The organism is Ruminococcus flavefaciens ND2009, from assembly GCF_000621785.1.
GTDB classification, from domain to species: Bacteria; Bacillota; Clostridia; order Oscillospirales; family Ruminococcaceae; genus Ruminococcus; species Ruminococcus flavefaciens_C.
On the sequence record NZ_KK211348.1, the window covers coordinates 164,627 to 183,653 of the forward strand.

Genomic DNA, 19,027 nt, shown 5'->3' on the forward strand with positions numbered 1-19,027 from the left:
ATGGATCGACTTCATGGATGATGAAGCGATCACCATCGCGATTCTGGACAGACGGATCTATCACTGCGAGATCATCAATATGACCGGTGAGTCATACTGCCTCTCGCACCGGAAATTCATCACGCATTATCTTTTTATCCTTTGTGTCGAACGGCTTGTATATTTTCTGACGGAAAATTGTATGTTTCACTTGACTTTATACAGGAAGATCATCCGCAAATATGAATATAAATAGCACCATATCTGTTAGCAAGAGCCCGCCTGATTGTATACTCGGGCGGGCTCATTTCCTGCCGGGCAGTGCCCGTGGGCAGTCCCCGGCGAGGGTGGGCAAAATGCCCGTGCAGCTGTGGCAGTCCGAGCGGCATACACAAATGTGCCCCCGGCGACCTGATTGTCAGAAGATGAGTGGTGGATTTCTTCCCTCCAACTACATAAGGTCGGGTGCTTTTAGTAAGTCAAAGCGCACTGTATCTCCGGGAGACACTGGACTTATTCCCAAGAACAGAAAAAATCCACTCCACGATAATCCCATCATTTTTACATAAGAGAAAAAGTGCCGAATTTTCGGCACTTTTCTTATGCTCTCTATTTTTTCCTTGACATCAATACTACGCACTCAACGTGCCTCGAAATCCTCGAAATGATGTCATAACCGAAAAATCATCGGCTTATATGTTCTCGGAAAAAGGTCAAAGGCTTTTCTGCGTTCTTGGAAATAGGTCGGATACCGTTACATAAGACTCCAAAGTGACACTTTGAAATGGCACTATGAGAATGCCAAAGACTGCTGACTATAGTATAGCATGATTCACAGGAAAAAGCAAGGGGATAGAGGATGAATATCCCTGTTTACTTTGAAAAGGAATCTATCAATACGATGGATACTAGGGGGAAGTCCTCCTGACGATCATGGCGTCACTGGCGCAGCAGGAATCCGAATCCCTCAGCAAAAATACGAAAATGGGTATTCATTACCGATTCCAGCAGGGTAAAGTGATGGTAAACGCCCGCTGTTTCCTCAGCTACGACAAGGATGAGGACGGTCACCTGATCATCAACCCGGAACAGGCGGAGATTGTCAAACGCATTTTCAGAGAATACCTTGAAGGGAAAAGCTGCAAGAAGATCGCGCAGGGCTTAGAGCGTGACGGAATCCTGACCTCCCGTGGGAAGGCAAAATGGCACGATACCTCGATTCGTAAGATTCTTGAAAACGAAAAGTATATGGGTGATGCACTTCTGCAAAAGACCTACACCATTGATTTCCTGAACAAGAAGCGTGGTAAAAACAACGGAATCCTGCCGCAGTACTACATTGAGGACGACCATGAGCCGATCATTCCGAAGGAGATTTTCCTCATGGCGCAGGAGGAAATGGCACGGCGCAGTGAACAGAACGCTTACTTCGGAAGACGGAAGAGCTTCAGTGCAAACCATCCGTTCTCAAAAATCGTATTCTGCGCTGAATGCGGCGAGGAGTTCCGCAGAATCCATTGGAACAACTGCGGCAAGAAGTCAGTCGTGTGGCGGTGTCTGACAAGGCTGGAGCATAAAGACGAGTGCCATGCAAGAACAATCAACGAGGAGATACTGATTGAAGCATTTCTCGACGCACTCAATGAAATAGTCGGCAACAGTGACACTTATCTGGAACGGCTGAAGGTGAACCTTGAAGCCGCAATCAATGCGGCGAATCCGGAAAGTGCCGCCGCACTGGCGGCAAAGATGTCCGAACTTCAGCAGGAGCTAATCGACCGTACAGAGCGCCGTGAGAATTATGATGACATTACCGAGGAAATCCTCCGACTGCGTGAGCTTCAGGCACAAGCGGATATGGACGGCACAGCAAAGTCGGAACACAAGAAGCGGATAAGACAGCTTCAGCGGTTTATTGAGCGGCAGAAGTGCGAGATTACCGCTTTTGATGGCAGTCTCGTAAAGAAGCTGCTTGAAAAAGTGACTGTGTACGATGACTATCTGGAGTTCCGGTTCAAGTCCGGTGTGACGGTCAGCGTGGAAAAGTGAATATAATAATAAGGGCTGCTGGTATCGCGTGATATTGTTCACACGGTATCAGCAGCCTTTTTCGTTTAACCCTTGCATTTCTACATATACCATGCTATAATGAAGATAAGCAGCAATAAGCCGCTCACTATAAAACTGAATGACCGACAATGTATCCACACTGAGAAAAGGTGGTAATACCATGAAAAAACGTATATGTGCTGTTTTATCGGCTCTGGCTCTGGCATTTTCTGTTCCGCTGCCTGTTTCAGCGGAGGAATACACTTATCCGAAAATGGCTGACGATTACTTCGCACTCGTTGAAGAGTATCCGGATTATTTCAGGATGCAGGATAACTCGGTATACTTTATGGCACACAGCTTTCTGAGCAATCCTGCGCTCATTGTTTGTTCCGAGAATCAGTTTACAGTTCAGGATGTGAATTACGGATATGTATTCACGCCGAAGGAGAGCGGCAGGTATGTTGTCACGCTCGAAGAAACGACACTTGATTCTGTTGCGTATGAAGATATTGTAGCAGATGTGCAGTATAAGCGCTATTTCAGCTATATTGTGGATGTGAAAAACGGAGAAGCGACCGTCACCTGTCAGAATCTGTATCATCCCGACGAAACAGTGTATGACCTGTCCTCATGTGTAACAGACGGCGACTTTTATTCTTTTGTGAACGGAATGCTCCCGAATGTTGAAACAGGAAACGACAGATACTTTACGACTGTTTTTGAAAACAGAACGGTGCAATCGCTGTTCTGTCTGAGCTATCCTTACAGCAAGGAAACGCATTCTAAAACTGTAGCGACTTCAGATAAGACCGTTGCCGGGCACAGCATGACAATGGGAACTACAAGTGCTTTCGATGCGGATGACATACTGACACTTTACGTTGTATCTGCCCGCAGCGACGGTGAAGTTACAATTACTGCAAATGAGAAAGAGGAATATGACCTGATCGTGGAAAACGGCGTTTTCCGATACAGATTTGAACCGGATATACAGCCTTATCGGATGGGCGATGTGAACAATGACGGAGAATTCAATGTTGCTGATGTCGTACTGTTACAGAAATGGCTGCTTGCCGTGCCGGACACGCATCTTGCCAACTGGAAAGCAGTTGATTTCTGCAATGATAATGTTCTGAATGTGTTTGATTTATGCTTGATGAAGAGAGAGCTTATCCAGGCGTTAAAAATGCCTGCCGAGCTCAGCGTTACAGAAGCAGGCGGAGTTGCAGGAGCACAAATAGTATATAGGGTTTATCAGGAAGGCGAAAAAAAGATTCTGTCTTTCGCCGATTATACAGAGAATCGGGATGCAGAGCCGCAGATCATACAGATCTCAGAAGATGAATATAACGAAATAATGTCTGAGGCATATGGAAGTTATCTTGATGTTGTGTCAGCACCGAGACAATGGAGCGAAATAAGTTTTTCAATAACGCTCGATTATGCTGATGGTTCTCAAAAGAAAGCCGTTTCCGACAAATATCCGAGCATTCTGAGTAAGCTGAGAGTTTTGCTTGAAAAATATCAAACAAGTCAGGTTTCTTATGTAGAACCGGATGAGCGGTTTGAGTGGGGCGTACCTTTTTATGTTCTGAAGGATGGGCTGAAGCTGTATTCTGGCCCTGATGAAAGCTATGATGTCATCGCTTCCATTCCGGCAGATACACGCCTGATCGAAACCGGTGCGATGAACGGCAACAGCACATGGCTGTTTACCGAATACAACGGACAGTGTGGCTGGATCAACACGCTTGGGGCAGACGACAAAATGGTGATCTATTTTGAAGAGGCTACCAAAAAGCCTGTCATCTACATTTATCCTGAGCAGGAAACTGATGTCCATGTGGAGCTTGAGCTGACGGAATCTGAGCTGAACACTACCTATCCGAAGTATGATAACGGCTGGGACGTGACGGCATATCCGGATGGAATGCTCCTGAATAAAGCGGACGGTTCACATCATAAGTATCTCTTCTGGGACGCAGTAAACTGCCGTACACGCTTCGATTTCTCCAAGGGCTTCTGTGTTGCAGGCAGTGATACCGAGTCATTCCTCAAAGAAAAGCTCACATATATGGGCTTGAACGAACAGGAAATGAACGAGTTTATCGTTTACTGGCTGCCTCTTATGGAACATAATGCGTATAACCTCATATCCTTCCAGGGCGATGCCTATACAAATTCCGCGAAGCTGAAGATCACTCCAACACCCGATAGTGAGTGCCGTGTCTTTATGGCGTATGTTCCGCTTGAAAATGCTGTGGCAATCGAGCCTCAGCAGCTTGAGACCTTTGAAAGAAATGGCTTCACAGTCGTTGAATGGGGCGGTGCTGAAGTCAATACATTCAACGTGAAATAAATATTATAATTTAATCCCCCTCATCAGGTAGCGAGTCAAAGTGCTTGGTGAGGGGGTATTTATTCTTCAAATACTGTATGTTCTTTATATGTTTACTTTGATATCGCCCTCTTCAAACCGATCAATGATATCAGAAACACTGTATGTTCCGTCATCTTTGTCAAGAAGCATATTTAAGAATTCGTCGAGGGAATGATTCAGTGGTGCGAGGCTGTTTTTATTTCATCTGTTTTTCAAACCTGAACATTCCAGCAGGAAACTGAGGATCGACACACTCAAATTCCTCCAAAGGCATATCTCCGGGATGATGTTTATTAAGATATTCTACGATATGGAATCCGCAGCGATTGACATAAAAGTGAATATTTCTTGTTTCAAAATAAGGTGTTATTGTCTCCCACACAGAAACTTCCGGATGCAGATTTTCAATTGCGCACCATGCGGCATAGCCTATTCCTTTACTGTGAACACCCGGTTTTGTAAATAGGAGTTCAAGGTCACCATGAGTGCCGTCTACTTTTATAACTGCGCCTCCCACAATTTTTCCGTCAGACAGGATCCTATATGCTTCGCCGCTGTCGATAGACTGCTCAATCGTCTCGCGTGAAATGATTTGCCCGTCATCCTCAAAATGTTCATCACGGCAGCCGAATTCCTCCATAGCACCATAGTTGAAGGCTTCCTGATTGTCCTTTATAAACTGCTCTCTGTCAGACGTTTCAAGCGGAATAAGCTGTACTTCTGTCATATTCATTCTCCTTTTTTACAATCCGAATCCATATCCTGCCACTATGCCGATAACAGCAGAAATGCCTATGATCGCTATCGGGTGCAGTTTCTTGAAAGCAAGCACTGCACCAATAACGAATATTGCAAGTGATAACCAAAAGCCAGCACCTGAAAAAACAGTGGTCTGTAAACCGTTTGGAAAGAAAACCGTCATTCCCACAGACAGGAATGCTGCACCGATAAGCCCTATCACAGCAGGACGCAGACCGTACATCACACCGTCAACAGCACGGCTCTTGCGGAACTTTTCATAAAACTTCGCTACGATCAGGATAATCACAAAGGACGGCAGAACTACTCCGAGGGTTGCACATACAGCCCCGATCACACCGCCAGTACGGATACCGACGAATGTAGCCATATTGATCGCCAGCGGCCCAGGTGTGCTTTCACTTACAGCAATGAAATCCACGACCTCCGCCTGCGTAAGCCAGCCGTGACGCTCGACTTCGCTCTGTATCAGAGGAAGCATTGCATAACCGCCGCCGAACGTAAACGCACCGATCTTCAGGAAGGTCAGAAACAGCTCAATCCATATCATCGCTCTGCTCCTTTCTGAATATCAGCGACCATATAAGCCCGAATATTGCACAGCCAATGATCACGAACACTGCATCAATTTTCAGAAAAGCTGTCAGCACCAATGCCGCTGCCATGATAACATAGGAAACAGCGTGCTTCTTCGTTGCCATGAACATGGTATATACTGCTTTGAGTATCAGAGCGAGAACGCCTGCACGGATCCCCATAAAGGCATACTGCACAGCTTTTGACTCCTGAAAGGATTTCAGGATAAAAGAAATAAGCGAGATAATAAGGAACGACGGAAGAACAACACCCAGCGTTGCGCAGACAGCACCGAGTGTTCCGGCGGTACGGCTGCCGACAAAGGTAGCAGCGTTGATCGCAACCGGACCCGGTGTTGATTCTGCTATCGCAACAACTTCAAGTATATCATCCTCATTCAGCCAATGCTTATTATCACAGACCTCGCGCTGTATGAGCGGTATCATCGCATAACCGCCGCCAAATGTAAATGCTCCGATCTTCATAAAGGTCAGGAATAATTCAAGATTCTTATTCACAATATCACTCCCACAGAAAATTATACCAAATGAAGTAATATCCGTCAATATCTGAATATGCCAAGAATATACTTGACATAAGTCGATAAATATGTTATAATCGACATAAGTCAGAAAGGAGATGCTGTTATGCCAAGACCACAAAAATCACGCCGTATCTGTTGTTACCCCGATTACTGGAGCTTTGCACCCGATCAGGATACAGCAAACGATACGGTCGTTATGTCGCTTGACGAGTTTGAAACGATACGTCTTATAGATTATCAGTCAAAGACGCAGGAACAGTGTGCTCAGGAGATGAACGTGGCGAGGACAACTGTCACGGCTATCTATGATACCGCAAGAAAAAAGCTCGCTGCTGCACTGGTCGAGGGCAGACGCATCGTCATATCAGGCGGAAATTATACTCTTGATAACACTATCTCAGAGGAGATAACTCAGAAAGGAAGCACAATTATGAGAATCGCAGTAACCTATGAAAACGGTCAGATCTTTCAGCATTTCGGCAGAACAGAGCAGTTCAAGCTGTACGATGTTGCCGACGGCAAGATCATCAACGAGCAGGTAGTTGGAACAATGGGTGCAGGACATGGCGCTCTTGCAGGGTTCTTGAAAAACGCACAGGCTGACGTTCTGATCTGCGGAGGTATCGGCGGCGGAGCTCAGATGGCTATGCAGGAGGCAGGCATTGCTCTTTACGGCGGTAATATGGGAAGTGCCGATGAAGCTGTAAAGGCATTCCTTGCACAGACACTTGTTCAAAATGAGAACCCTACATGCGATCATCACGATCACGAACACGGCGAAGGTCATTCCTGCGGAGATCATGGCTGCGGCACTCACAGCTGTGGTAACCACTGATGAAATACGATCATACCGAAAAGGCAGTCGCTCTTTTCACACAGAGATATAACTGCGCTCAGTCTGTTTTTGTTGCATTTTCTGATGTGACAGGCATGGACGAGGAGCTTGCCAAAAGGCTGTCATCATCGTTTGGTGCCGGCATGGGACGTATGCGTGAGGTATGCGGCACCTGTTCCGGTATGTTTATGGTTGCAGGAATAATCTACGGACAGGGCATCGAATCCGATGACAATTTGAAAGCGACGCATTATCAGCGTATACAGTATCTTGCAGAGGAATTTCGCAAGAGGCACGAAACGATCATCTGCCGAGATCTTTTGAAAGGACTTGCGGTAACAAGTACACCAACTCCCGAAAAACGTACTGAGCAATACTACAAAGTCAGACCATGCGTGAAGTTTGTAAGAACTGCTGCGGAGATACTTGACCGCTATCTTGAAGAAAATCCACCTGTGAGGTAAGAGTCTATGAAGATCATCACACTTGTAGAAAATTCCTGCGGTAATGAAAACTGTATCGCAGAGCATGGACTCAGCATCTATATTGAGACTGATAATCATAAGCTCCTGCTCGATGCAGGACAGACTGACGCTGTTGTGAAGAATGCAGAAGCTCTCAGTATAGACCTGTCTGCTGTCGATACTGTGATACTAAGTCACGGTCACTATGACCATTCGGGAGGGATACTGCCTTTTTCAAAGCTGAACCGTACCGCACAGCTCATTATGCAGAGGTCAGCCGCTGAGCAGCATTACAACGGTGAACGCTATATCGGCATTGATACTGATATTCTCAAATTGCCTAATGTCCGGCTGATAGACGGCGATATGCAGCTTGACAATGAGCTGTTTCTGTTCAGCGGCATCACAGGCAGGAGATGCTATCCGCAGGGGAACAGAAAGCTGTCTTGTATGAGAAAAGGCGAAAAAGTGCCTGATGATTTCATTCATGAGCAATGCCTTGTTATCACGCAAAACGGCAAACGTTGGCTTCTGTCCGGCTGTGCTCATAACGGCATACTCAATATCCTTGATAGATACAAGGAACTGTTTGACAGCTATCCTGACTATGTTATCACAGGATTTCACATGATGAAGCGTGAGGGCGAGCATACCGAGGAAGAAAAAGCTGTTATCATTCAGACAGCAGAGGAACTTTCACAGCTTGATACTGTCTTTTACAGCGGACATTGCACGGGCATACCTGCATTTGAACTGATGAAACAAATCATGGGCGGGAAGCTAATAGCTCTACACAGTGGAGAACAAGTGATAATAACTGAAACGTGAATACAACAATATGATCCCCCTCATCAGGTAGGAAGCCGAGATGCTCCTTGCCTGGTGAGGGGTATTATATATTGGGTTATTTATTTGATAGCAGTTTTTGATAAGTCTTATCTATCCCAATTGCCCCAAGCGGAGCAGTAATCAGTATCGCAAGCACAGCCACCGACAGCACAATCTTTCCGCAAGGCAGCCCGAGCGACAGCGGCACCGAACCGATAGCAGCCTGCACCGTTGCCTTCGGAAGATAGGCGATCACACAGAAGATACGTTCCTTTGCGGTCAGCTCCGTACCAAGCAGACACAGGCACACGCCCAGAGCCCTGAAAGCAAGGGCTATGAATATCATCAGCACAGCCATACCGCCTGCCGACAAGGTATAACGCACATCTACCGCTGCGCCGACCAGTACGAACAGCACGACCTCGGCTGCCAACCACAACTTACCGAATTTTTCAGATAGCCGTGATGATACTTTGCTGTCTGCTTTTAGCTTGACTACGCAAGCCATAGCTACAACAGCAAGCAGACCCGATATCGCAACGTGTGACTTTACAAGTGTTTCAATGCTCATCAGCAGGAATGCTGTACCAAGCAGTATAATGACTTTTTTGCTGTTTCTGATCTTGTGCTTATGCTGAAAAGATTTCTCAAACAGCAGATATACACCAAATCCCACTACCGCACCGAGCAGTACACCAAGCACAATGGATATGGGGATATTCAGGAAGTCCGTCACCTTTGCCGAGCCGCCCTGCACCATCGTCACAAAGGTCGAGAACAGCACAATCACAAATATATCATCGCACGACGCTCCTGCAAGTATCATCTGAGGTATGCTCTTTTGCGTACCCCATTTTTCTTCTATCAGCTTCACCATCCGTGGTACGACTACCGCTGGAGAAACTGCACTCAGCACTGCCCCCATAACGGCAGCTTCGATATGGTTCAAACCAAGCAGCATCGGTGCAAACAACACATAACCGACGATCTCACAGCAGGCAGGCACAAATGCCATCATGACCGCAGGTCTGCCGACTTTTTTCAGGTCGGATAGATTCAGCGAAAGCCCTGCTTTTATCAGTATGATGATAAGAGCAATCTGCCGAAGTTCTGATGAGATGCCGAGTACGGAACTGTCGAGTAGGTCAAGGACATAGGGGCTTACAACGATACCCACACCAAGCATCCCAATGATGCGCGGCAAGCCGAGCTTTTCAAAAATTGCAGCGGCAGACAGCCCGACAAGAAAAATGATTGCAAGTGATAATAACATAAAACACCTCCGGATATAATAAAAAAGCCGACAACTATTGCGTAAAACGCAGAAGTCATCAGCTTATGATAAGCGGTTTCGGTTTCCCGTGGGAGAACATCATTCCCGATATTCAGTTCATATGTAAATTATACCATAGAATGGTTTGAATGTCAATATCGTAGCTGGCTTTTCTATCCGCACGCATCGGAAGCCCTCGCGGAAAGGATGCGGCAATTGCAGCAGGAGCTGATCGACCGGACGGAAAGCGGCACGAACTACGATGATCTGGCGGAAGAAATCCTGCGCCTGCGGGAACTGCAGGAACAGACCGTCATGGACGATGCCGCCAAAGCTGCGCACCGGGAGCGTATTCAGAAACTGCTGCATTTCATCAATTCTCAGCCGCGCACCATCACGGAGTTTGATGAGGCGCTGGTGAAGAAGCTGCTGGAAAGCGTCAAGGTCTGCGAGTTCTTTCTGGAATTCCGGTTCAAATCAGGCGTGACGATCAGCATTGAAAAGTGAATAGATAGAGCAATCCCCGTATCACTGGTGATTCAGTGGTGCGGGGATTTGTATCAGTGGTTATTCAGCCAGAGAAGCGCATTTTGATAAGCTGCTGCCCAGTACGGATACCCCTCCGACTGACAGCGGCTGATAAGCCTTTGAAGTTCTCCTACCAGCTCGCTTCTTGAGATAATGTTTTCAGATCTTGAGTCCTCATCGATATAGTCATCCAGTCTGTACGGCTGTCCGTAGGCATTTAAGCCCCATTGGTGTACCTCAGCAGGACACAGAGAGCGCACTGATCAAAACGATATTGCCCTCTTTATTGCGGTTTGTATTCGGTCTGGAATATCTATAGCCATTCAGATGAAACTTTTTACCCGTTTTTCTGTTCCTTTCTGTACTCCCGCATCGCTGTTTTTCAGTGGCGCGGTGTTACCTTAATTAATCCAAAATTGTGAATCCGTATTTATCTTTATAAAGAGTGCTGATTTTGGCGAGCCGCTCCATGCAGTTTTCTTCACTGCCGATCAGGAAAGCCTTTCTGTGCATTAGTTCCGCTGCGTTCCGACGAATTCCTTCTTTCAGAAGCGGGATCAGTCTTTCCCTGTCTATAGAAAAACTCGCCGTTTTGTTTTCTTCACAGACTATACAATCCTCAAAATACGCCGCACCAAGAAAAACATCATCAGCATTGCCGGAAAACAATGTCCGCAACGCCTCCTGAAAAAACAGCTTACAGCCTGCATTCCGATAAATATAGTCTCTCAAAACGGCATATGTTTCAGTTGGTACATTTAATTGCTGCGGTTCAAACTGCGATCTGTATTCTCTGGGAAGAGGATAAGTTCCTCTCAATAGCTTCAGAATCTCATTGATATCGAACAGGTTGATATTTTCTGGCATATGGTTCACTCCTTTCATTGACAACCTTTTTCCACACTCAATGTTATTTTGCAAACACCCGAATCGCAACTTTTGACAAGTCTGTTTTCTGCGATTTTACGCTGTTTTTCAGTACGACATTCAGTGGCGCGGGGTGTTTTTATTCTTTCCGGATGACTGTTCCGGGGGCGGGCTCTTCGCAACCCTGCGAAACATACTTTGAATCGCTGATCTCAATAAACTGCATCTTCTTTTTATCATAATCCCAATGCTGCACCGGATAATGATTGTTCAGCAGTTTTGTGTACTCACAAATCTCTTCAGACCATTGGGCGGGTGTCAGCCCGCCTTTAACCAGCCGCAGATAAGTTTCAAACCATGCAAGACGGAAATCATGGATTGCATTAAACTGATAGTGACAGTGTTCAATATACATCCATTTTCCGTTTTCGGCGTGATCCTGCACATAACGCCATTTGAGTTCATCGGTATGGCGGGAACGGAGTTCTAATTGTTGGGCAATATTATTTGCGGCTTCTTTGAAAACCCAGATTCGCAAATCGTCATAAGAGTGAAAGGAATGCTGAATCTTATCGGGACCTCTGTCACCCTCGGTGTATACATCCAGCCCGCTTATATAAAAGCCTCTGTAGCAAAACGTGTTGGATAGGATATCGGCAGGAATATCCTTCGGCAGATGCTGTTTAATCCATTCTTCGTATTGTTTCATGATTGCTCCTTTCTCCCTGCCCGCATCACTGGTGATTCAGTGGTGCGGGGATTTTTTATTCATCCAAGAGTGTGAATCCGTATTCTTTTTCATCAGAGCTGCTGACAGTTCTGATCCACTCCAAACAGCTTGTGGAGCAGAATGCTGTTCTGCCGGACAGACCGTTCCTGTTCCGCCGTATACCCTCTTTCAGCAACGGAATCAGCATTGCTGTGTCAATGTGAAATGCCGCGAGTCCAAGCTTTTCGTCCAGAAGACATTCATCCACATAATCAAAGCCGAGGAAAACATCACCGGCAGAACCGGAAAACAGCACCTTCAGTGCCTCTTGAAATACCCTTTTACAGTGCGGAGCCTTGTAAATATAATCCACCAAAACAACAGAGACTTCTGTCGGAACATTCATAGGTTCATGGTCAAACTGCGACCGTTTCACGCGGCGTACAGAATATTCGCCTTTCAGCAGTTTGAGCATTTCGTTTTTGTCAAGTAAATTGATGTGTTCTGGCATATGGATTCCTCCTTTTATTGACAACATTTCCACCCCCTCAACCCTATATATCAATCGCAATATTTGATAAGTTTGTTTTTCTTCGATTCTACGACCTTTTCATTCCGTGACAACATTTTGACGCACTCTCAAACGCATGTTATCATTTTGACCCACTTTCCTCAGTGTGCAGAAATGTTGTCAGCCGTTTTCAGTGCGTAGATGTCTTTCCAGATACAGAAAAAACTGTCTCCAAGCTCTGTGTGCGATTTCACCATATTCTCGAAAATCATCGTAAAATCGGGGATTTTCAGCCATTATCCCTTGACATCAATACTACGCACTCAACGTGCCTAGCAGGGTCGGATTTGATGTCTTAACCGCAATATAACAACGCAATCGCGATAGTCGTTGGGCGGGATTGGATGTAGAAACGGTGATTTATGGTGTGGGACTGTATGATTCTCACGGAGAAATCTTACTTTACAGTGACGTCTCCTGATCATTCGATCTGTTAATCGGCAAGCTGTTCTAACATGTAATGACCTTTTCGGCAACGAACTGTACAACGATTAAAAATTAGGGACTGTAGGCATTGATCAGATTTTTGAAAAGGATCCTCAGCAGCTCAGTATTTCCTTTGAAGAAACTAATTTTAGTGGGTAGCTTTCCTGTGGTAGGATAGGCGCGTGTGACCGGTATCTCGCAAACATTCATGCCGAGCTGAGATGCACGAACTGACAAATACGCCAGCAGTTCATACGTCATAAATATATCACGTAGTGGCTGAACCCGTTGATCCTGCAGATACCTCGAAGAAAAAGCACGGTATGCGTTTGTGGTATCTGTAAAATGATAGTGTGCTGTGATTGAGATCACAGGTGCATGGAGCAGCCTGACAGCAAGTGTCCGGATCAGCGGTGTGTTGACTGCTTTTCCGCCCTTCACAAACCGGGAGCCCTGCACAAAATCATAGCCTTGCTTCAGCTTTTCAATGAAGCGCGGCACATCCTCAATGCTGTCCTTATCATTTCCGTCAATTGTGATAATTCCCTGATATCCGCGTTCCAGTGCCCAGCTGATTCCCATGCGAAGCTGTGCTCCCTGCTTCCCGGGACCGCATTTAATCAGTAAAGTGTTGACTTTAAGGCTTTGAAGGCGTTGCCTTTCTGTACTGCCATCTTCAGAACCGCCATCGCAGATTGTAATGTCCGCATACTCACTGATATTTGCCGCAGATGCTCTGCGGAGTTCGTGAATGATTCTACTTCCTTCATTGATAATTGGAATCAGAACAACATAGGCTTTGGTTCTGGGATGAAACTCAAAACATTCATACGCCGGAACACCCGGTTTTTCCTTTACGGTCATCCAAACACCTCGCCAACATACGAAGCAACAGCCATCAGTACAGAAGGATGGTCCGGCTGTTTCATTTCGACTGAAATATACCCTGTATAGCCTTCTGCTGTCAGCAGCCGGCATAATGCCTCATGCAGTGGGTGTGGTTGGATTGGTGCCAGATATGGCTCACTGATATGTACATGGCTGATGTAACGGACTTGACCGCGCAACACAGAAACATCCTCCTGATTGGCAAGCATCGTTCCGACATCCAGATTCAGGCGGATTCCGGGCGAATCAATCGCACGGATCAGCTCCAGCGCAGCGGCAGTGTCATTCAGGTAGTTGGTCTGATAGATTGCCGGATTCGCTTCAATACCGATGACGGTGTGCTTTTCAGCCGCGTATTCGCCAAGTTCTTCAAAAAACGCAATTCCCTTCTGATAATCCGAACGTTCATGAACGCTCCGGTTCTTTGGACATCCAAAGACAAGGTTCCCGCATTCAAGTGCGGAAGCAAAATCAATCGCCTTTTGCGTATAAGAAAGCAGCGTCTGTCGTTCCTCCTCAGACCCGAAAAGCTGTTCCTGCCTACCGAACCAGATCGACTGCATCGAGGATACCCGAAAGCCATATTGTCTCCGAAGGCGTTCATACCACTGCTTTGCCTCGGGAATGTGATCATACGGTGCCTCCGGCACGAGCTTTGTCGGAGCAATCTCAATCGCCGTAAACCCGTTTTTCATGAGGAATGTACAAACCTCCTCATGTGTTTCATTGCTCCATGCGATATTAGAAAATGATAATTTCATAATGCTTCACCAGAATCGTTATTTATTTTACAAATTTCAGAATAATTTTCCCATCCGGTTGTATTTTCTCGCTTCCGTCCGGAGCCACGATGCGAATATGACTTGTTACTGTGGCAATCAGACAATATGCTGCTGTCTGCGCGAATCCCAGATAATACAGGACGAAATTTATATGCGTGTGAATATAGGAATGAGACTTTGCAAGAATGAACCAGGACAAAGGTGCTGCCAAATGGAGCAGCAGCAGTGATAAATCCTGCTTCCTATCACGCTTGAATAAAACGCGATCTGTCAGCAGAAACAGCAAAGAAGCCACTAACAGCAGCAGCATTTTTTTGCCTTCTTCATAATCCCATAAGTACTTTTTCAGAACGGTGCCGCTGGAGGCATTCAACGAATCAAAATAGGCGGGATTAAACTCCTCGGGATTTCCAAACGTCCTTCGATGGACAAGATAATGCATAAAAAAATCATATCCTTGCCGTATATTGCCGTTTCCGTAAACGGCCATCTGCACGACCGCTGCCACAGCAAAGCCAGCCAGCATACAGAGGCCGGAAATCAGTATGCAGCGGAAAAGGGAGGCACGTTTTTCCTTGTGCAGGATCCATTCCGCCGCCAGCCATACCTCAGCAGCGATCAGAATGGTAGACAAGTATTCAAATCCGCACAGACTTTTGATGATAACAGATGCAAAAAACAGAGGATACAGCAGCTTTCGGTATTTATCATGTGTCAGGCACAATATACCCAGCAGCATGGGGACAAACCAGGTAAACATTACCCAGTATAGATTCGGTGAAAAACTACTGATCCAATTAGAATTAACGGAAATTGCCCAGAAACAGATGGCATACAGCAGATGATACCGTCGATACAGTTGGATTGTGATGGCGACAAGAAGCGCTGAGAAAACAGCACAGCAGCTCCAGCGAAACCAGGTTATCATCCGGATGTCTCTGAAAAGGCGGGTAACCGCACAGAAGAAGTATCCTTGCAGCCCCAACTGTGAATAATAAGTTGTATAGGTGTATTCATTCTCCAGTGTCGGATCTTCTTCAAGGAGATACAGATACATCATTTGACTGCCGTTATTATTAAGATATCCGAGTCCAAACTGACTCTGATCAATCTCGTGGTGATTGATCAAGGCAATTATCGGATCACCAACAAGGCTTTCAGAATCCAATTGAAAGGATACCTCGGCTTTCAGCATCAGGAGGCCAAAGGTTAGAATCACGAGCAGGATCAGCGCAGGGATTCTGTATCTCTCCAGGTGATGCTTTTCAATCAAGTATTTCAGACAACCGTTCATGATGATAAAACCTCTTCACCTGTTGCAAAATATGTGCCTTACTGTCAATATAACCGTTACACCCGCCAAACAGCTCCGCATAAGCCGTCCGGTAATCGTAGAGGGCAGGCGTTTGTGTGATCTCGTTATGAAACGTCTTTCCGGTACAATAGTGATAGATTTCACTCGCCGTGACGGGTTCCGTTGCAGGATGCCAGAACGTCAGGTCATGCGCCAGCGCTGTCTGTAGATCTTCCCAGAGGCGGAAAAGAGAATAGAACTGGAACTGACTGCGGCTGTCTGTAAAGCGGAGTGCTGTAAAATCAAGCGCCTCAAAGCGCTTTCTGAGTTCAGCACGGCAGTTGTCCGGTACATCCAGTTTGAAAAAGCCGTTTGGACATGGTATGAAGAAACGGCGAATCTCCAGATCTTTTTCAGATAATTCCAGAAGCTTCTCTTCCCTTAGCATCGTGGGAATAAGATGGATCATGTCATACAGAAAGTTCTTTTTCAGCCCATTTCCGAACAATGCGGGCAGTCTGACAATCAGCGCATCCGGAAAATGACTGCGTACCCACTGCTCAAGCAATGCACGGTTCCGCCCGTAAGCCTGCGGTGCTGTCAGATCCGGCATCGAATGCTCATCCACTCCAACCGGACTTGGGAACACATCTACCGTAGAAATCAGCACCAGCTTGCGCGGTTTGATCCTCTCAATGTTGAATTCTGCCTGACGAATCCGTTCCAGATCCAATTCCGGTTCTGAGTTAGCAATAAATTTTTCTGCGCGGATGCCTGCATAGATCAGAAGATCCGGCTGTGTTCCGTATGCTTTTTCGATATCTGTCGAATGATACACGGCATCAAATTGTCCGGAAACGCAGAGATTACTCCCCACAAATCCGGTATTTCCTACCAATGCTTTCATACTGTGCCTGCTTTCTATTTCGTCAGCTTTTCAATGCTGCTGAAATGATAATGTTTTCTTTTGAATACCAGATTGATCAGAAGCTGCAGATACCTGATGATTACGGTCAAGATCCCGAACATCCCGAAGAATGCAATGGAAAGAAACAGGATAGTCGTTGTCCAGCCCTCGACAGGCTCTGCCGCCAGATAAATGATGACGGAATACACGGTCATTAACAGAGAGATCAGCATCATGCTGACCGTCATTGCCATTGAAAAACGATAGCCGAACTCCGTGAACAGGATCAAAGAATCCATTGCGAGCGTACTGCGGAATCTTCCTGCCGCCGAATCAAGCTGCGGCTGTTTCAGGTCTGGCTGAAATGTGATACGCGCCCCCTGAAATCCGGACGTCTGGTAGATTACTTTCCGATACGGGATCAAGACATTATCGTCATTCACACGGTTGATGAGCCGGCGGCTGACGATACGAAAGCGTTCCGTGTCCATCCGGATGTCAGTCAGTCTTGCAAACAGCCGGTAGAACAGCCAAGACGAATAACGTCTGTTTTTATCCGGCGACACGCTGACAAGATCGTACCCCTCACGCATCTTCTGATAAGCCTGAAAAATCAATTCAAACGGATAATCACAAGCGATGCTGTCGAATTCATAGATCATATCTCCAATCGCAAGGTCATTTCCAGCATTCACAGACATTTCCAGCCCGTGAAAGCTGCTCATGCGGAGGATCGTAATACTGCAGGAGGAGGACGAACGGCTGACCTCTCTGATTTTTTCGGCACTCTGATCGGAGGAAGCATCATCCACAAGAATGATTTCCGCATTCTGGAAACGGCTTTCCAATTCTGTAATTAGTTTTGTCAAAAATGATCCGATCTCCTGTTCGTAATTGTGAACATACACAACTGCAGAGATAAATATCTTTTCTTTGTTATCCATTCTGTAACACCTCATCCAAATCGTAAACTGTATTGATCTTTCCGGAAAGAACACTCACAAATGTCGGGGCAGACGAATGCACACGAATCACAGTAGGGCGTGAATCATCAATTTCTGAACTCATCAGAATCGGCTTCATTGAAAAAATAGAGCTATGATAGGTGAATTGATAGGCATCCAGAAGATACTTTTTGGCAAGATTTTTCATATATGGATAAGCTGTTTGCGGTCGAGCCGGACAGGTATTGCAGTTTCCGAGAAACGTTGCACAGCATCCATCGCTTGACTGCTCCTGGCAGGCGAAGGCCGGAAGCTGATCATAGCATACAGAATGCGGCGTAAAGGTAACAGCAGTCAGGGAATGCAGACCGGTCTTTCCATAGGGCATGATTGAAAAGAAAGGCCCATCCATGACAGTGATGCCGATATCCCGCAGTTTTTCATTAACCTCACAGAGAATCAGCTCGCAGAGTTCATACTTGATGCGGAATTGCTCTCCGCCGATCATGCTGATGATCTGATTGACTCCCGCGTAGGAGGCGTTGAGGACAAAGGGCGCTGACACACATGTCCCGTCCGGCAGTGTGACTTCATACTGTCCCTGCACAGCCTGGATTGCCTTTGGGCGAACGCCAAACCATAATGTACAGTTATCTGTATATGCAGCAAGCTCCTTTCGGAAATACGTTTTCAGGATCTCTGCATCATAGGTATATTCCTTGGTCAGAAACGCACTGTCGCACATGTTGGAATGAAAGAACTGATCTGGATGCAGCGTTTCACAAGGGATTTCCGCTGCACGGCAGAATGCCCTGAACTGTGCGGCATTGGTCCACGAAAAGACACTCGAGGTAGCATAGATCTGCTGAAATTCACTGTTGATGCAAAAGCCGTAATCCTGCACAAAGCGTTCAAAATACTTTGCTGAACGAATGGCAGTGGAAAGAGAACGCGGGTAATGATAGCCCTGATGTACTCTTGCCTGATTGATTTTTGTCGCCCGCTGAAAAGCATCCTGTTCACACTCCAGCACAAGCACGCGCATGCCAAGACGGCAGCAGAACAAAGCTGCATACAGCCCATACAGCCCTGCGCCGATTATAATTCTGTCAAATTCATTCACATTTTTCTCCTAACCCGTTTTATCGTTCACGCCACGTTATACCCTCTAGTGATAAGCTATCTATGTGGAAGTCGATTGTTGTAATATGCTAATACATCTTTAATAAAGAAGTTCTCTTTTAATCATCTACTGTTCTAACGGGATTGCCGTCGATAATTCAGTTAAATTCACCTATTGCTGCCATAAGGATTTCTCTATTAAATGTAGCTATTTTGAATTAATCTTTTTCGCAAGCTTCGTTGATAACATGACTGGTTGTATATCCACATTTATTACCATTCGCAGCACGTACTTGTTA

21 protein-coding genes and 1 riboswitch are annotated in these 19,027 nt (G+C 46.1%); of the genes, 7 read left to right on the forward strand and 14 right to left on the reverse strand.

Translation table 11 applies throughout. The features are described from left to right. Window positions 1–13: 13 nt before the first annotated feature. The 3 genes from T488_RS20310 to T488_RS20195 all read left to right on the forward strand — a co-directional run bounded on the left by T488_RS20310 (window position 14) and on the right by T488_RS20195 (window position 4,390). The gene (locus T488_RS20310) at window positions 14–235 is read left to right on the forward strand and encodes an ATP-binding protein (RefSeq protein WP_155267226.1); all 222 of its coding nucleotides are present in this window, start codon (window positions 14–16) and stop codon (window positions 233–235) included. 728 nt (window positions 236–963) lie between these two features. Next, window positions 964–2,028, forward strand: a complete 1,065-nt coding sequence (locus tag T488_RS18100; RefSeq protein WP_196243325.1) for a recombinase family protein — start codon at window positions 964–966, stop codon at window positions 2,026–2,028. Between the two features lie 139 nt (window positions 2,029–2,167). Next, complete coding sequence (locus tag T488_RS20195; protein WP_242838354.1) at window positions 2,168–4,390, forward strand: dockerin type I domain-containing protein; 2,223 nt, start codon at window positions 2,168–2,170, stop codon at window positions 4,388–4,390. 217 nt (window positions 4,391–4,607) lie between these two features. Here the strand turns inward: T488_RS20195 and T488_RS0113610 are convergent, their stop codons facing one another. Genes T488_RS0113610 through T488_RS0113620 form a run of 3 tightly spaced genes read right to left on the reverse strand, consistent with a single transcriptional unit; the run spans window position 4,608 to window position 6,264 of the window. Next, the gene (locus T488_RS0113610; protein WP_028521273.1) at window positions 4,608–5,138 is read right to left on the reverse strand and encodes a GNAT family N-acetyltransferase; all 531 of its coding nucleotides are present in this window, start codon (window positions 5,136–5,138) and stop codon (window positions 4,608–4,610) included. Between the two features lie 15 nt (window positions 5,139–5,153). Then, entirely contained in the window at window positions 5,154–5,720 is a 567-nt protein-coding gene (locus tag T488_RS0113615) for a chromate transporter (protein ID WP_028521274.1), read from the reverse strand. Next, the gene (locus T488_RS0113620) at window positions 5,707–6,264 is read right to left on the reverse strand and encodes a chromate transporter (protein ID WP_028521275.1); all 558 of its coding nucleotides are present in this window, start codon (window positions 6,262–6,264) and stop codon (window positions 5,707–5,709) included. Before T488_RS0113620 ends, T488_RS0113615 begins: the two co-directional genes overlap by 14 nt. A gap of 129 nt (window positions 6,265–6,393) precedes the next feature. Between T488_RS0113620 and T488_RS0113625 the strand changes: the two genes are divergently transcribed. The 3 genes from T488_RS0113625 to T488_RS0113635 are packed head-to-tail and all read left to right on the forward strand — an operon-like array spanning window position 6,394 to window position 8,417. Further along, window positions 6,394–7,125: a DUF134 domain-containing protein gene (locus T488_RS0113625; RefSeq protein ID WP_028521276.1), complete on the forward strand. Its 732-nt coding sequence runs from the start codon at window positions 6,394–6,396 to the stop codon at window positions 7,123–7,125. Further along, the gene (locus tag T488_RS0113630) at window positions 7,125–7,589 is read left to right on the forward strand and encodes a C-GCAxxG-C-C family protein (RefSeq protein WP_028521277.1); all 465 of its coding nucleotides are present in this window, start codon (window positions 7,125–7,127) and stop codon (window positions 7,587–7,589) included. Before T488_RS0113625 ends, T488_RS0113630 begins: the two co-directional genes overlap by 1 nt. A 6-nt stretch (window positions 7,590–7,595) precedes the next feature. After that, on the forward strand, window positions 7,596–8,417 hold the full coding sequence (locus T488_RS0113635; protein WP_028521278.1) for an MBL fold metallo-hydrolase: 822 nt from the start codon (window positions 7,596–7,598) through the stop codon (window positions 8,415–8,417). A gap of 76 nt (window positions 8,418–8,493) precedes the next feature. Here T488_RS0113635 and T488_RS0113640 read toward each other — a convergent pair whose 3' ends face one another. Continuing rightward, entirely contained in the window at window positions 8,494–9,690 is a 1,197-nt protein-coding gene (locus T488_RS0113640; RefSeq protein ID WP_028521279.1) for a cation:proton antiporter, read from the reverse strand. Between the two features lie 42 nt (window positions 9,691–9,732). Further along, window positions 9,733–9,806, reverse strand: a riboswitch (Fluoride riboswitch). Between the two features lie 100 nt (window positions 9,807–9,906). On the opposite strand from T488_RS0113640, the gene T488_RS0113645 reads away from it, so the two are divergent. Beyond that, the gene (locus T488_RS0113645; RefSeq protein WP_028521280.1) at window positions 9,907–10,197 is read left to right on the forward strand and encodes a hypothetical protein; all 291 of its coding nucleotides are present in this window, start codon (window positions 9,907–9,909) and stop codon (window positions 10,195–10,197) included. 53 nt (window positions 10,198–10,250) lie between these two features. Here the strand turns inward: T488_RS0113645 and T488_RS19920 are convergent, their stop codons facing one another. The 10 genes from T488_RS19920 to T488_RS0113690 all read right to left on the reverse strand — a co-directional run bounded on the left by T488_RS19920 (window position 10,251) and on the right by T488_RS0113690 (window position 18,729). Next, window positions 10,251–10,478 carry a hypothetical protein gene (locus T488_RS19920; RefSeq protein WP_196243326.1) on the reverse strand — a complete coding sequence of 76 codons (228 nt, stop codon included), beginning with the start codon at window positions 10,476–10,478 and terminating at the stop codon, window positions 10,251–10,253. A gap of 145 nt (window positions 10,479–10,623) precedes the next feature. Continuing rightward, complete coding sequence (locus tag T488_RS0113650; RefSeq protein WP_028521281.1) at window positions 10,624–11,085, reverse strand: hypothetical protein; 462 nt, start codon at window positions 11,083–11,085, stop codon at window positions 10,624–10,626. Between the two features lie 139 nt (window positions 11,086–11,224). After that, the gene (locus tag T488_RS0113655; RefSeq protein WP_028521282.1) at window positions 11,225–11,794 is read right to left on the reverse strand and encodes a hypothetical protein; all 570 of its coding nucleotides are present in this window, start codon (window positions 11,792–11,794) and stop codon (window positions 11,225–11,227) included. Window positions 11,795–11,849: 55 nt separating this feature from the next. Then, entirely contained in the window at window positions 11,850–12,305 is a 456-nt protein-coding gene (locus T488_RS0113660) for a hypothetical protein (protein ID WP_028521283.1), read from the reverse strand. Between the two features lie 558 nt (window positions 12,306–12,863). Next, a complete protein-coding gene (locus T488_RS0113665) occupies window positions 12,864–13,655 on the reverse strand; it encodes a glycosyltransferase family 2 protein (RefSeq protein WP_028521284.1) in 792 nt (263 codons plus the stop codon). Next, window positions 13,652–14,440, reverse strand: coding sequence for a sugar phosphate isomerase/epimerase family protein (locus tag T488_RS0113670; RefSeq protein ID WP_028521285.1), 789 nt, complete (start codon window positions 14,438–14,440; stop codon window positions 13,652–13,654). Before T488_RS0113670 ends, T488_RS0113665 begins: the two co-directional genes overlap by 4 nt. Window positions 14,441–14,462: 22 nt before the next feature. Next, window positions 14,463–15,755 (reverse strand): hypothetical protein, encoded by a 1,293-nt coding sequence (locus T488_RS0113675; protein WP_028521286.1) that lies wholly within the window; start codon window positions 15,753–15,755, stop codon window positions 14,463–14,465. After that, window positions 15,727–16,662 carry a sugar nucleotide-binding protein gene (locus T488_RS0113680; RefSeq protein ID WP_028521287.1) on the reverse strand — a complete coding sequence of 312 codons (936 nt, stop codon included), beginning with the start codon at window positions 16,660–16,662 and terminating at the stop codon, window positions 15,727–15,729. The genes T488_RS0113675 and T488_RS0113680 overlap by 29 nt, the downstream gene beginning before the upstream one ends. 14 nt (window positions 16,663–16,676) lie before the next feature. After that, complete coding sequence (locus tag T488_RS0113685) at window positions 16,677–17,606, reverse strand: glycosyltransferase (protein ID WP_028521288.1); 930 nt, start codon at window positions 17,604–17,606, stop codon at window positions 16,677–16,679. Beyond that, a complete protein-coding gene (locus T488_RS0113690; protein ID WP_028521289.1) occupies window positions 17,599–18,729 on the reverse strand; it encodes an FAD-dependent oxidoreductase in 1,131 nt (376 codons plus the stop codon). The genes T488_RS0113685 and T488_RS0113690 overlap by 8 nt, the downstream gene beginning before the upstream one ends. Window positions 18,730–19,027: the final 298 nt, after the last annotated feature.

What these genes read in the sequence shown, in the direction of transcription:
- T488_RS20310 (WP_155267226.1), top strand. Translation starts at nt 14, where the DNA reads ATGGATGATGAAGCGATCACCATCGCGATTCTGGACAGACGGATCTAT.
- T488_RS18100 (WP_196243325.1), top strand. Translation starts at nt 964, where the DNA reads ATGGGTATTCATTACCGATTCCAGCAGGGTAAAGTGATGGTAAACGCC.
- T488_RS20195 (WP_242838354.1), top strand. Translation starts at nt 2,168, where the DNA reads ATGACCGACAATGTATCCACACTGAGAAAAGGTGGTAATACCATGAAA.
- T488_RS0113610 (WP_028521273.1), bottom strand. Translation starts at nt 5,138, where the DNA reads ATGACAGAAGTACAGCTTATTCCGCTTGAAACGTCTGACAGAGAGCAG.
- T488_RS0113615 (WP_028521274.1), bottom strand. Translation starts at nt 5,720, where the DNA reads ATGATATGGATTGAGCTGTTTCTGACCTTCCTGAAGATCGGTGCGTTT.
- T488_RS0113625 (WP_028521276.1), top strand. Translation starts at nt 6,394, where the DNA reads ATGCCAAGACCACAAAAATCACGCCGTATCTGTTGTTACCCCGATTAC.
- T488_RS0113630 (WP_028521277.1), top strand. Translation starts at nt 7,125, where the DNA reads ATGAAATACGATCATACCGAAAAGGCAGTCGCTCTTTTCACACAGAGA.
- T488_RS0113635 (WP_028521278.1), top strand. Translation starts at nt 7,596, where the DNA reads ATGAAGATCATCACACTTGTAGAAAATTCCTGCGGTAATGAAAACTGT.
- T488_RS0113640 (WP_028521279.1), bottom strand. Translation starts at nt 9,690, where the DNA reads ATGTTATTATCACTTGCAATCATTTTTCTTGTCGGGCTGTCTGCCGCT.
- T488_RS0113650 (WP_028521281.1), bottom strand. Translation starts at nt 11,085, where the DNA reads ATGCCAGAAAATATCAACCTGTTCGATATCAATGAGATTCTGAAGCTA.
- T488_RS0113655 (WP_028521282.1), bottom strand. Translation starts at nt 11,794, where the DNA reads ATGAAACAATACGAAGAATGGATTAAACAGCATCTGCCGAAGGATATT.
- T488_RS0113660 (WP_028521283.1), bottom strand. Translation starts at nt 12,305, where the DNA reads ATGCCAGAACACATCAATTTACTTGACAAAAACGAAATGCTCAAACTG.
- T488_RS0113665 (WP_028521284.1), bottom strand. Translation starts at nt 13,655, where the DNA reads ATGACCGTAAAGGAAAAACCGGGTGTTCCGGCGTATGAATGTTTTGAG.
- T488_RS0113670 (WP_028521285.1), bottom strand. Translation starts at nt 14,440, where the DNA reads ATGAAATTATCATTTTCTAATATCGCATGGAGCAATGAAACACATGAG.
- T488_RS0113675 (WP_028521286.1), bottom strand. Translation starts at nt 15,755, where the DNA reads ATGAACGGTTGTCTGAAATACTTGATTGAAAAGCATCACCTGGAGAGA.
- T488_RS0113680 (WP_028521287.1), bottom strand. Translation starts at nt 16,662, where the DNA reads ATGAAAGCATTGGTAGGAAATACCGGATTTGTGGGGAGTAATCTCTGC.
- T488_RS0113685 (WP_028521288.1), bottom strand. Translation starts at nt 17,606, where the DNA reads ATGGATAACAAAGAAAAGATATTTATCTCTGCAGTTGTGTATGTTCAC.